This window comes from Magnetospirillum sp. LM-5 (genome assembly GCF_902729445.1).
GTDB lineage: Bacteria > Pseudomonadota > Alphaproteobacteria > Rhodospirillales > Magnetospirillaceae > Magnetospirillum.
Map to the genome: position 1 here is coordinate 164,591 of NZ_CACVCE010000023.1, position 12,216 is coordinate 176,806.

11 protein-coding genes and 1 tRNA gene are annotated in these 12,216 nt (G+C 65.2%); 8 read left to right on the forward strand and 4 right to left on the reverse strand.

Annotated elements, in window-relative coordinates:
* Window positions 1-20: 20 nt before the first annotated feature.
* Together moaA and MTBLM5_RS10360 are read left to right on the forward strand one after the other, a co-directional pair.
* On the forward strand, window positions 21-1,007 hold the full coding sequence (gene moaA / locus MTBLM5_RS10355; RefSeq protein WP_173976044.1) for a GTP 3',8-cyclase MoaA: 987 nt from the start codon (window positions 21-23) through the stop codon (window positions 1,005-1,007).
* Window positions 1,008-1,077: 70 nt separating this feature from the next.
* On the forward strand, window positions 1,078-1,845 hold the full coding sequence (locus tag MTBLM5_RS10360) for an NAD kinase (protein ID WP_173976045.1): 768 nt from the start codon (window positions 1,078-1,080) through the stop codon (window positions 1,843-1,845).
* A gap of 7 nt (window positions 1,846-1,852) precedes the next feature.
* On the opposite strand, the gene MTBLM5_RS10365 is transcribed toward MTBLM5_RS10360, so the two are convergent.
* Both MTBLM5_RS10365 and MTBLM5_RS10370 read right to left on the reverse strand, forming a co-directional pair.
* Window positions 1,853-3,697, reverse strand: a complete 1,845-nt coding sequence (locus tag MTBLM5_RS10365; RefSeq protein ID WP_173976046.1) for a DUF262 domain-containing protein — start codon at window positions 3,695-3,697, stop codon at window positions 1,853-1,855.
* 80 nt (window positions 3,698-3,777) lie between these two features.
* Window positions 3,778-4,563: a carboxylesterase gene (locus MTBLM5_RS10370; protein ID WP_254430986.1), complete on the reverse strand. Its 786-nt coding sequence runs from the start codon at window positions 4,561-4,563 to the stop codon at window positions 3,778-3,780.
* Between the two features lie 14 nt (window positions 4,564-4,577).
* Here MTBLM5_RS10370 and MTBLM5_RS10375 point away from each other — a divergent pair, with 14 nt between their 5' ends.
* From MTBLM5_RS10375 to MTBLM5_RS10400, 6 genes are all read left to right on the forward strand, one after another.
* Window positions 4,578-5,807, forward strand: coding sequence for a glycosyltransferase family 4 protein (locus tag MTBLM5_RS10375; RefSeq protein ID WP_173976047.1), 1,230 nt, complete (start codon window positions 4,578-4,580; stop codon window positions 5,805-5,807).
* The gene (locus MTBLM5_RS10380) at window positions 5,804-6,724 is read left to right on the forward strand and encodes a glycosyltransferase family 9 protein (RefSeq protein ID WP_371814009.1); all 921 of its coding nucleotides are present in this window, start codon (window positions 5,804-5,806) and stop codon (window positions 6,722-6,724) included. Before MTBLM5_RS10375 ends, MTBLM5_RS10380 begins: the two co-directional genes overlap by 4 nt.
* Window positions 6,721-7,656 (forward strand): metallophosphoesterase, encoded by a 936-nt coding sequence (locus MTBLM5_RS10385; protein WP_173976048.1) that lies wholly within the window; start codon window positions 6,721-6,723, stop codon window positions 7,654-7,656. The genes MTBLM5_RS10380 and MTBLM5_RS10385 overlap by 4 nt, the downstream gene beginning before the upstream one ends.
* Window positions 7,657-7,720: 64 nt before the next feature.
* Window positions 7,721-9,637, forward strand: a complete 1,917-nt coding sequence (gene thrS / locus MTBLM5_RS10390) for a threonine--tRNA ligase (RefSeq protein WP_173976049.1) — start codon at window positions 7,721-7,723, stop codon at window positions 9,635-9,637.
* Between the two features lie 116 nt (window positions 9,638-9,753).
* Window positions 9,754-10,275 (forward strand): translation initiation factor IF-3, encoded by a 522-nt coding sequence (gene infC / locus MTBLM5_RS10395; protein WP_068503915.1) that lies wholly within the window; start codon window positions 9,754-9,756, stop codon window positions 10,273-10,275.
* A 103-nt stretch (window positions 10,276-10,378) separates the two neighbouring features.
* Window positions 10,379-10,468, forward strand: a tRNA-Ser gene (locus tag MTBLM5_RS10400).
* Between the two features lie 63 nt (window positions 10,469-10,531).
* On the opposite strand, the gene MTBLM5_RS10405 is transcribed toward MTBLM5_RS10400, so the two are convergent.
* Window positions 10,532-11,038 carry a polymer-forming cytoskeletal protein gene (locus tag MTBLM5_RS10405; protein WP_254430987.1) on the reverse strand — a complete coding sequence of 169 codons (507 nt, stop codon included), beginning with the start codon at window positions 11,036-11,038 and terminating at the stop codon, window positions 10,532-10,534.
* On the reverse strand, window positions 11,019-12,128 hold the full coding sequence (locus MTBLM5_RS10410) for a M23 family metallopeptidase (RefSeq protein ID WP_254430988.1): 1,110 nt from the start codon (window positions 12,126-12,128) through the stop codon (window positions 11,019-11,021). The genes MTBLM5_RS10405 and MTBLM5_RS10410 overlap by 20 nt, the downstream gene beginning before the upstream one ends.
* Between the last annotated feature and the right edge of the window lie 88 nt (window positions 12,129-12,216).

Genomic DNA, 12,216 nt, shown 5'->3' on the forward strand with positions numbered 1-12,216 from the left:
GTTTCATTGGAGTTGCCGTCATGCTGGACCCGTTCGGTCGCAAGGTGACCTATCTCAGGGTCTCGGTCACTGACCGCTGCGATCTTCGCTGCGTCTATTGCATGGCCGAAGAGATGCATTTCCTGCCCAAAGCCGACCTGTTGTCGCTCGAGGAAATGGAGCGGCTGTGCCGGGTGTTCGTCGCCAAGGGAGTGAAGAAGATCCGCCTGACCGGCGGCGAGCCCTTGGTGCGCCACAATGTGCAAAGCCTGATCGTCAATCTGGGCTCGCTGATCGGCGAAGGCGGCCTGGACGAGCTGACGCTCACCACCAACGGCACCCAGCTCGGCAAGTATGCCGAGACCCTGGCCAAGGCCGGCATGCGCCGCATCAATGTCTCGCTCGACACCCTGGACGGCGATCGCTTCGCCGCCATCACAAGGGGCGGGCGCATGGCCCAGGTGCTGGAAGGGATCATGGCGGCCAAGTCGGCGGGTCTTTCCATCAAGATCAACAGTGTGGCCCTGAAGGGCGTCAACGACCACGAATACGACCGGCTGGTCGAATGGTGCGGCAGCCACGGCTTCGATCTGTGCCTGATCGAGACCATGCCGATGGGTGACATCCATTCCGACCGCACCGAGCAATATCTGCCGCTGTCCGACGTGCGCCGTCATCTGGAAAGCCGCTGGACCCTGCAGGCCACCGACTACCGCACCGGCGGGCCGGCCGAATATTGCACGGTGGCCGAGACCGGGCGCCGCGTCGGCTTCATCACGCCCCTGACCCATAATTTCTGCGAATCCTGCAACCGCGTGCGGGTGACCTGCACCGGCACGCTGTATATGTGCCTGGGCCAGGACGACGCCCACGATCTGCGCGCCCCCTTGCGGGCCGATCCGACCGATGCGTCGCTGTCCTTGGCCATCGACGACGCCATCGCCCACAAGCCCAAGGGCCACGATTTCATCATCGAGCGGGATGCCAAGCCCGGAGTGGCCCGTCACATGAGCGTCACCGGCGGCTGACCGATCGGGGGTCGCGCAATTTCGGCAAGCGGCTATACTGGTTTTGGTTCCGACTGTCCCGGTTCTTCCGATGCACCAAGCCAAGATCGCCTTTGTCGCCGCCGACACCGAGGCCGGCCGCGCCGCCCTGAGGCGGCTGGAAGACCGTTACGAGCATGCGGCACCCGAAACGGCCGACGTGATCGTGGCCCTGGGCGGCGACGGCTTCATGCTGGAAACGCTGCACCGCTGGCTGCATCGTGGCGTGCCGATCTATGGGATGAATCGCGGCACCGTCGGCTTCCTGATGAACGGCTTTCGCGAGCACGGCCTGCCGGAACGGCTGCACCGCGCCCAGCCGGTGGAACTGCACCCCTTGCGCATGCTGGCGACCCTGGCCGACGGCACCCAAATCGAGGCCCTGGCCATCAACGAGGTGTCGCTGTTCCGCGAGACCCGCCAGGCGGCCAAGCTGCAGATTCGCATCGACGGCAAGGTCCGGCTGGACGAGCTGATCTGCGACGGCGCGCTGGTGGCCAGTCCGGCCGGCTCGACCGCCTATAATTTGTCGGCGCACGGTCCGATCGTGCCGCTCGGCGCCGGCATCATGGCGCTGACCCCGATCTCGGCCTTCAGGCCCCGGCGCTGGAGGGGCGCGCTGCTGCCGCACCATGCCCGCGTCACCTTCGAGGTTCTGGAACCCGACAAGCGCCCGGTCTCGGCGGTGGCCGACTATACCGAGGCCCGCGACGTCCGTCTGGTGGAAATCCGCGAGGACCGTTCGGTCAGCCTGACCTTGCTGTTCGACCCCGAGCACAATCTGGAAGAACGGATCCTGGCGGAACAGTTCCAGGGGTAGGGGGGGCTTACTCGGCGGCTTCGTCCAAGGCTTCCTCGTCACGCTCGACGCCGCGATAGACCTCTTTGCCGGTGACCCGTTCGATCATCACGGCCAGGTTCTCTCGGCGATCCTCGAAAAAGCGATCAAAGTCGTCGCTCCGGAGGAGCGTCGGCGTGATCCCGTGGGACCGCAAATGCGTCTCCAGCGGCTCTCGCGCGACCGCCTCGCTGGTTTCCAGGCGATGGCAATAGGCCGACGGAGCCGATCCGCCCAGAATACGGTTGGTTCGGGCGGAAATCGGCGTCTTGTTGACGATACTGTCGTAAAGTGATTTGGGAATTCGCTTCGTCTGACACCAGGCCTTGGGGAAAATGTGGTGGATGTCGACGTTGTCGTCGAAATAGATCGCTTCCTCGAAGGCTTGGCCCGAGCGGAAGTCCCGGGCGCCTTGCTGCATCAACAGGGCATGGACACCCTTGTAGGCGGCTGACAACCGGGAGCGCAGGCTTTCCAAGCGGTCGATCCGGCATTGGAAGTCCCGCACCGCGCTGGGTTCCGGCCCGCCCTCGATCCATGCCGGGACCTCGATGACGTCCTTGGCAAATCGCGATTCCACCGCCGACCCGTAGAACTCGCCGAAAACACCGCACCAGAACCATTGGGCCAGCTTGCGCTGAACGGCGTCTTGTTCCCATCGCTCGCCAAGCAGCGCCAGAATCGCCGCCAAGGGGACCAATTGCGTATGATAGGGAACGTCCTTTACCCAATAGATGTGGCGCCGGCGCAAGAACCGGGCCGCCAGCTTGAAGCCCGTCTCGACCCGGTCGGCCCACGTCCGATAGGCGTCCAGCGGCAATGCCAGGATGGCGCGGCCCTGGCACGACACCGAAGCCGCGTCGGTTTCGCTTTTGCCGCTTCGCAGGTCGCTCAGGCGGCGACTTCTGGTGTGCAGCAGCGAGATCGCCTGCAGGAAATTCGTGTTGCCCAAGTCAGACAGCACGTCAAAATCCCCCAGCCGGGCCAGGCGTCCCTCGGTGATCACTTCGGCCCCGGTCGCGCGGTCCGTGTCGCGCCCGCCCAGCCAGTCGCTGCGTAGATTGAACCCGCTGCCGGCGTAGATGGCCGTCAGCAATTCAAACGAATCCAGCTTTTTGCCGCCGGAATTGACCTTCTCGAAAACGGTGCAGATCGCACCGCGAGACGAGGTGGCGTCAAGGGTAATGACCGGCATGTGATAGCCATTGAAGGCCGCCAAGACGGTGTTGGCGAAGGCGAACCAGAACTCGCTCTTGTCCGGCGCGTGGCCCCAATGCCGGAAGAATCCCATCATCCACTGGTCGGCGTTGAAAACCTTGTTCAGCGGGAACATACACGCCGCGTACTCTTTCTCGTCGCAGGACAGGTCGCGCAGAATGTCGCGGCCAAAGGCCGATCGGGAGATGCGGTCTTCCGGCACGCCGATGATGGCGTCTTCCCGGTCACCCCCAGCCAGCGCCACAGCCATGTCGATGTAATACCAGCGCTTGATCTCTTGCTTCTGGACGTTCTTGGTGGCGATGACATCGTCGCTGACCAGGGCTTGGTAAAGCGACGTCAGGCGCTGCTGTCCGTCCAGAAGATAGAGCAAGGTCTCGGTGTCCTTGGCCGTCTTCGGCGTGCCTTCCAACTGACGGGTGCCGAACGTCAACTCGCCGCCCGCCCGGAGCATCATGATCGCGCCGACGGGAAATGATTGCGAAACCGAGGCGATCAGGCTGCGGATGGCGTAATCGTCCCAGACCCAGCCGCGTTGGAAGTCGGGAAGCTTGATGTGGCCGCGGGCCGCTTGCGTCAGCAGATCATGAAGGCTGGTCTTGGTGCTGTCGAACATCGGCAACGCTCCGGCGCACAGGGTGTCGATGTTTGATTATATCAAGACTATTGGTTGTTCAACCGCGATTGTGCCTATCGTTAAATTGCCGTCACCAGCCGCTCCACCACCGCCACCAGCCGCTCCAAGTCGTGATCGCGGCTCAGGCGGTGGTCGCCATCCTTGACCAGGATCACCTCGACGTCGGCGCTTTCCAGCCGGTCGGCGATCTTCAAGGCGGTCTGCCACGGCACGTCTTCGTCCTTCTGCCCCTGGATCAGCCGCACCGGGCAGGACAGGTTGATCTGATCGACCAGCAAAAGGTTGTTGCGGCCGTCCTCGATCAGCAGGCGGGGCACGATCCAGGGGTTCTCGGGCTCATAGCAATTCTCCAGCGTCACGAAGCCTTGCTCCAGCAGGTCGCGGCGCTGCTGGTCGGTGAAGTCGGCCCACATCAGATCCTCGGTGAAGTCGGGGGCGGCGGCAACGCCGACCAGGCCGGCAACCCGATCGCGGCGGCGCAATGCCGCCAGCAGGGCCAGCCAGCCGCCCAGGCTGGAGCCCACCAGCACCTGCGGTCCCTCGGTCAATTGGTCCAGCACCGCCACCGCGTCCTCGGCCCAGCGGCTGATCGAGCCGTCTTCCACCTTGCCGGAACTGATGCCGTGGCCGAACAGGTCGAAGCGCACGAAGGCCCGGCCCTGGGCCCGGCACATCGCTTCCAGGGCCAGCGCCTTGGTGCCTTCCATGTCGGAATGAAAGCCGTGCAGGAAGACGATTCCCGGGCCTTTTCCCGACAAACGCTTGTAGGCGATGGACGCGCCGAAATCGCGTGCTAATATCCCGGCCGCGATGGGGGGGACCCCGTCCATGTCCTTGTCAGCCATTGTGCTTGCCTTTCATGACCAGCGAGAATTCTTCCTCCATCGATGCCCCCGTGGGCGGCGAACGTCAACCCACCGTGCTGCAGGTCCTGCCGGCGCTGGTGACCGGCGGCGTCGAACGCGGCACCGTCGATGTCGCCGCCGCCCTGGCCGAGTCCGGCTGGCGTTCCATCGTCGCCTCGACCGGCGGGCCGATGGTGCGCGAACTGATCCGCGCCGGCGCCGAACATGTCGAGTTGCCGCTGGCGTCGAAGAACCCGCTGGTGATCCGCAAGAATACCGAGCGCCTGATCCGCCTGATCGAGGATAAGGGTGTCGATCTGGTGCATGCCCGCTCGCGCGCGCCGGCCTGGAGCGCCTATGGCGCCGCCCAGCGGACCAACACCCATTTCGTCACCACCTTCCACGGCACCTATAATCTGGGCTGGTTCGGCCTGAAGCAGAAATACAATGCGGTGATGACCAAGGGCGAGCGGGTGATCGCCATCTCGGAATTCATCGCCGAGCATACCCGCCGGGTCTATGGGCTCGAGCCCGAGCGCATCCGCGTCATCCATCGCGGCGTCGATCTGGCCAAGTTCGACCCCGCCCGCGTCAGCCAGGAACGCATCATCCAACTGGCCAATCGCTGGCGTCTGCCCGATGGCTATCAGGTGATCATGCTGCCCGGCCGGCTGACCCGCTGGAAGGGCCAGGCGGTGCTGATCGAAGCCTTGGCCGAACTGGGCCGCCACGACATCCGCTGCCTGCTGGTGGGGTCCGACCAGGGCCGGACCAGCTATCGCCAGGAACTGGTCGATCTGGTCAAGAAGCGCGGCCTGACCGACGTCGTCCACATCGTCGATGAATGCAACGACATGCCGGCCGCCTATATGCTGACCGACGTGGTGGTGTCGGCCTCGACCGACCCGGAAGCGTTCGGCCGGGTGGTGATCGAGGCCCAGGCCATGGGGCGCCCGGTGATCGCCACCGATCACGGTGCCCCGCGCGAGATCGTCGCCCACGGCCGCACCGGCTGGCTGGCCGCGCCCGGCGATGCTTCGGCCCTGGCCCAGGCGGTGGGACGCTTCCTGGCCCTGAACGAGGCCGAGCGCGGCACCATCGCCGATCTGGGTCAGCGTTTCGTGCGGGCCAACTTCACCAAGGAAGCGATGTGCGCCCGCACTTTGGCGGTCTATCGCGAGGTCCTGTCCGGCGAGGCCCCGGTCGCCCGCCAGGAGGAGTTGATTCCCCTGGAGATGGCGTGATCCGGCGGGTTCTGGTCGTCAAGCTCGCCGCCCTGGGCGATTTCGTCCAGGCCTTCGGTCCGTTCGCCACCATCCGCGCTGCCCACCCCGATGCCGAGATCACCTTGCTGACCACAAAGCCCTATGCCGAGTTGGCCGTGGCCAGCCCGTGGTTCGATCATGTGTGGATCGACGACAAGCCGAAATGGTGGCAATGGGGCAAGGTGGCGGTACTGAAGGACAGGCTGCGCCAGGGCCGCTTCGACCGGGTCTACGACTTGCAGACCTCGGATCGCTCGGGCTGGTATTTCCGGCTGATGGGCGGGCGGGTCCAGTGGTCGGGCATCGCCAAGGGCTGTGCGCTGCCCCACGCCAATCCCCGCCGCGACTTCATGCACACCCTGGACCGTCAGGCCGAGCAACTGGCCATGGCCGGCCTGGCCCCGATGGTCGCCCCCGACCTGGCCTGGGCCGATGCCGATATCGGCCGCTTCGGGCTGCCGCGTCCGTTCGCCCTGTTGTGCCCGGGGGGCGCGCGGCATCGGCCGGGCAAGCGCTGGCCGGCGGCGCATTTCGGCCAATTGGCGGCGTGGCTGGCCGCGCGCGGCATCATGCCGGTCCTGCTGGGCACCAAGGACGAGCAGGCCGAGATCGACGCCGTCGTCGCCGCGTGTCCGCAGGCGGTGGCCCTGACCGGGCGGACCAGTTTCCAGGACATCCTGGGTTTGGCTCGCCAGGCCCGGCTTGCCGTCGGCAACGATACCGGCCCGATGCACCTGATCGCCGCCGCCGGCTGCCCGGGCCTGGTGCTGTTCGGCCCCGACAGCGATCCCGACTTATGCGCGCCGCGCGGACCGGTTCGGGTGGTGCGGGTGCCTGATCTGGCCGGGCTTGCCGTGGACGATGTCCAGCACAAGGTCACGGAATTGCTGTCGTGAGCGAGGGGCGCGATTCTCACCGTCAGGCCTGGCGCCGGCGAAGGGACGAGCTGGAGTTGCGGCTGCAACAAGAGAGTATCCAGACCCATCAGGGTGGTGAACGGCGATTACCCGTTGCCGCGAAGGATTCCGTCCACCGCCTGTTTAAAGCGGTGGTGGCGGGGGTGGGGTTGAGAAAGCGGGCATTGGCCAATGCTCAGGCGATCCGGGTCGAAGAACTGGTCCTGACCTTTGCCGATCTGCCCGACGCCTTTGACGGCTACACCATCTTGCATCTGTCGGACCTGCATGTTGGATCGGTGCCTCAGGGCGAGGCCAGGGTCGCCGACCTGATTCGTTCCCTGCGTCCCGACCTGGCGGTGATCACCGGCGACATTCAATCCATGGGGCGTCCCGCCGCCTGCGCCGCAATCGACGTGCTTGCCCCGGTCTTGGCGGCGATCACGGCGACGGATGGCATCGTGGCGGTGCTGGGAAACCATGATCAGGCCGATCTGGTCGAGCCGCTGGAGCGTTCGGGCGTCAGGGTGCTGTTGAACGAAGGAATGGCGGTGCGCCGGGATGGGCAGGTGATCCATCTGGTCGGGCTGGACGACATTCACGCCTTCTTCACCCCGGCGGCCGAGCACGCGCTGGCCGCCTATCGCGACGGTTTCCGCATCGCCCTGGTCCATACGCCCGAGATCGCCGGCTTGGCCGCCGAACTGGGCTACCGGCTTTATTTGTGCGGCCATACCCATGGCGGTCAGATCTGCCTGCCGGGCGGCCGTCTGGTGTTCCACGCCCTGCGCAGCCATACCGATCTGGCCAGTGGCGCCTGGCAATTGGGCGATTTGCAGGGCTACACCTCGCGCGGCGTGGGCGCGGGGATTGCTCCGGTGCGCTTCAATTGCCCGCCCGAGGCGACCCTGATCCGCCTGCGGCGGCCTTGACTTGAAATCCAAACACCTTACTGTCACCTGTTTCGCTTGACCCCGTCACAAAGAGAGTTTTTCCATGGTCGCCATTACCCTTCCCGACGGCAATGTCCGCCAGTTCCCCGGTCCGGTGACCGGGCTGGAGGTCGCGCAAAGCATCGGCGCCGGCCTGGCCAAGGCTGCGCTGGCCATCCGCGTCGATGGCGTGATGAAGGATCTGGCGACGACCCTGACCGCCGATTGCCAATTGGCCATCGTGACGCCCAAGGACCCCGACGCGCTGGAATTGCTGCGCCACGATGCCGCCCACGTCATGGCCGAGGCGGTCAAGGAGCTCTATCCCGAGACCCAGGTCACCATCGGCCCGTCGATCGAGAACGGCTTCTATTACGACTTCGCCCGCGCCACCCCCTTCACGCCCGAGGATCTGGAGAAGATCGAGGCCAAGATGAAGGAGATCGTCGATCGCGACGAGGCCATCACCCGCGAGGAATGGGAACGCGACAAGGCGGTCGCCTTCTTCCAGGGACTGGGCGAGCATTACAAGGCCGAGCTGATCGCCGCCATCCCGGCCGACCAGCCCATCGGCCTTTACCGCCAGGGCGCCTTCATCGATCTGTGCCGCGGGCCGCATCTGCCCAGTACCGCCAAGCTGGGCAAGGCCTTCAAGCTGATGAAGCTGGCCGGCGCCTATTGGCGCGGCGATTCCCGAAACGAGATGCTGCAGCGCATCTACGGCACCGCCTGGTTCGACAAGAAGGACCTGGATTCCTACCTGCACATGCTGGAGGAAGCCGAAAAGCGCGACCATCGCCGGCTGGGCCGCGAGATGGACCTGTTCCACCTGCAAGAGGAAGCGGTCGGCTCGGTGTTCTGGCACCCCAAGGGCTGGGCGCTGTGGCGGACGGTGGAGACCTATATGCGCCGCCGCCTGGAAGCCACCGGCTATGTCGAGGTCAAGACGCCGCAACTGGTCGATCGCAAGCTGTGGGAGGCCTCGGGTCACTGGGAGAAGTTCCGCGCCTCGATGTTCGTCGCCACCTCGGGCGAGGAAGAGCTGGAGCTGGCCATCAAGCCGATGAACTGCCCCTGCCACGTCCAGATCTATCGCCACGGCATCAAGAGCTATCGCGACCTGCCGTTGCGCATGGCCGAGTTCGGTTCGTGCCACCGCTACGAACCGTCGGGCGCTCTGCACGGCATCATGCGGGTGCGCGCCTTCACCCAGGACGACGCCCACATCTTCTGCACCGAGGACCAGATCACCTCGGAAACCATCGCCTTCTGCGAGCTTTTGAAGTCGGTCTACAAGGATTTCGGCTTCACCGACGTCCGGGTCAAATTCTCGGACCGGCCGGAAAAGCGGGCCGGCGAGGATGCCATCTGGGACAAGGCCGAAGGCGCGCTGCTCGAGGCTTCCAAGGCGGCCGGGCTGGAAACCACGCTGAATCCCGGCGAAGGCGCCTTCTACGGTCCCAAGCTGGAATTCGTGCTGCGCGACGCCATCGGCCGCGACTGGCAGTGCGGCACGTTGCAGGTGGACTTCGTCCTGCCCGAGCGTCTGGACGCCCATTACACCGCCGAGGACGGCTCGAAGAAGCGTCCGGTCATGCTGCACCGGGCCATCCTGGGCTCGTTCGAGCGCTTCCTCGGCATCCTGATCGAGAATTATGCCGGCCGCTTCCCGATGTGGCTGGCGCCTACCCAGGTGGTGGTGGCGACCATCGTGTCGGACGCCGACGATTACGCCCATCAGGTGGTCGATGCCCTGCGAGCCCAGGGAATCCGCGCCGAGATCGACCTGCGCAACGAAAAGATCAACAAGAAGGTGGCCGAACATTCGGGCCAGAAGGTGCCGATGCTGCTGGTGGTCGGCCGTCGCGAGGCCGAGGAACGCACGGTGGCGATCCGTCGCCTGGGCTCCCAAGCCCAAGAAATCATTGCGTTGGACCAAGCAGTTGCTACACTTGTGTCGGATGCCGCGCTTCCGGGCTGAGACCCGGGGCGCGCTTTCCCTTGAAGTTTGAGGGGTTGGCCGTGGGGGTGACACGGCAGACCACCCCTTGTATCTGAGTTCGAACCGATGGAGATGGTTACATAGCCAGGCCGCCAATGCAGACGCCGCCCAAGAACGACGGGCCGCGCGTCAACCGAGAGATCGATGTCCGCACCATTCGTTTGGTCGGCGCCGAAGGGGAAATGATCGGAGTCGTGTCCTTGCGCGAAGGCCTGTTGATGGCCGAGGAAGCGGGACTGGACCTTGTCGAGGTGTCACCGAACGCTGACCCGCCCGTTTGCAAAATTCTGGATTTCGGAAAGTTCAAGTACGAAGCCCAGAAGAAGAAGAACGAGGCGAAGAAGAAGCAGAAGGTCATCGAGGTCAAGGAAGTCAAGCTGCGCCCCGCCATCGACGACAATGATTACGGCGTCAAGGTCAGGGCCATGCGCAAGTTCCTCGAGGAAGGCGACAAGGTCAAGGTGACGCTGCGCTTCCGCGGTCGCGAACTGGCCCACCAGGACCTGGGTATGAAGGTGCTGGAGCGGGTGCGCGACGACCTGGAAGACATCGGCAAGATCGAACAGATCCCGAAGATGGAAGGCCGCCAGATGGTGATGGTGATCTCGGCGAAATAATCGTCGAGATTTCCGTCAAAACCCGGCGAGTCGGGGGTTGCGGAGCGCGCGCACTTGCGCTAAGTTCCGCGCCTCCCCACCGACCGGGGTTCATCTTTCATGCGGAGAGGTGCCAGAGCGGTCGAATGGGCCGGTCTCGAAAACCGGTGTGGGTGTAAGCTCACCGTGGGTTCGAATCCCACCCTCTCCGCCATTCATCAAAAAAGCCGCGCCCTATCGGGTGCGGCTTTTTGCTGTCGGTTCGCTCGGCCGGCGATCAGTTGATGGTGGCGGGTGCCGGCTCGTCGGTTGCCGCCTCGATCGCCGCGGCTTGCGCCACCGGGGCGGCGGGGGCCGGCAGGGCGGCGCCGTTGCTCTTCTTCGGAGCCTCGGGGGCGGCGGCCTGGGCCGGGCTTCCAGCATTCTTGCGGGCGAAATGGCCTTCGACCTCGGCGCCGGCTTCGATCTCCAGGCTGGAATGGGTGATGTCGCCGATCACCTTGGCCGAATGGGCGATCGAGATGGTGGTGGCGGTGATCTTGCCGCGCAGTTCGCCGTGCACATGCACGGTCTCGGCGGTCACTTCGCCGGAAATGCGGGCGCCTTCGCCGACCACCAGATTCTGACAGGCGATGTCGCCCTCGACCTGCCCGTCGATCTGCATCTCGCCCTGGGTGAAGATGTCGCCGACGATGCGGACGTCGGGACCGATCACCGACAGCGGGACCGCCGTTTTGGCGTGACCGCCGCCCATGGGGTTGACCTTAGCGAGCTTTCGGAACATCGCGACCTGCCGAGATGAATTTGACCGGGTCCTTGGGAGCATTGTTGACGCGCACTTCATAGTGCAGATGCGCGCCGGTGGAACGCCCGGAATTGCCCACCAAGCCAATGACCGTCGAGCGCGTCACCTTCTGGCCGTCCTTGACCTTGATGCGCGACAGATGGGCGTAGCGGCTGGAAATGCCGTTGCCATGGTCGATCTCGACGGTGTTGCCGTAGCGGTCCCATGGTTCGGCCAGGGTGATGATTCCGTCGCCGGCGGCATAGACCGGCGTGCCGATCGGCGCACCCAGATCGACGCCTTCATGGATGCCGCTGCGATTGTTCAGCGGATCGTTGCGGGTGCCGAAGCCGCTGTTGAATTCATAGCCGCCGCGGATCGGCTCGGCCAGCGGCAGGCGCTGCAGCGTCGCCTTCACACCCTTCCATTGGGCCATCCGCTCGACCAGCGCGCCCATGCTGACATCTTCCACCGCGCCGGCGGGGGCCGGGATGAACGGGCCGCCCAGACCGGGCGAACGCTTGGCCTGCGACAGCACGCGGGCCGGGTCCAGTCCCAGCTTGGAAATCTGCTTCTCGGTCTCGGCGATGCGCGAGCCGGCGGCGTCCGAGGTCTTTTCGATGGCCTTGACCGAGGTGTTGCGCAGCCGCTCGAGCGAGGCTTCCAGCTCGCGCACCTGGTCGCGCACGGCGCCGGCCTCGTTGGCGCCGGGCTGGCCCTTCTCGTCATAGGCCGGTTCCGGCACCACGCGGCCACGCGCCAAAGCCGGCGCGCCCTTGCCCGGGCGGTCCTTGGCCAAGGCGTCGTTGGATTCCGCCAGCGTCTTCAGGTTGGTGTGGACGGTATCGACCTCGCGGGCGATGTCGCCGACCAGCCGCTCGGCCGAGTTCAGGCGGTGCTGGGCGGCGCGGTACGACGCCATCATCTCTTCCAGCGTGCGTTCCTTGGCGGCCAACTCGTCGGGCTGGCGGGTCAGCAAAGTGGTGGCGGTGCCGGCCCAGAAGGCCAGGGCGGCGACGCTGGCCACCAGCATCAGCTGGCGCTTGCGAGTCACGGTGAAGTGTTCGGCGCTGCCATCCGGGCGACGCACGAAGACCTGCCACTCGGGCAGAATCTGTGCTGCCAGGCGTTTTGCGATCTTGGAGTTTTTACCCCTCGCGATGAGGCCCAGTTTCCTG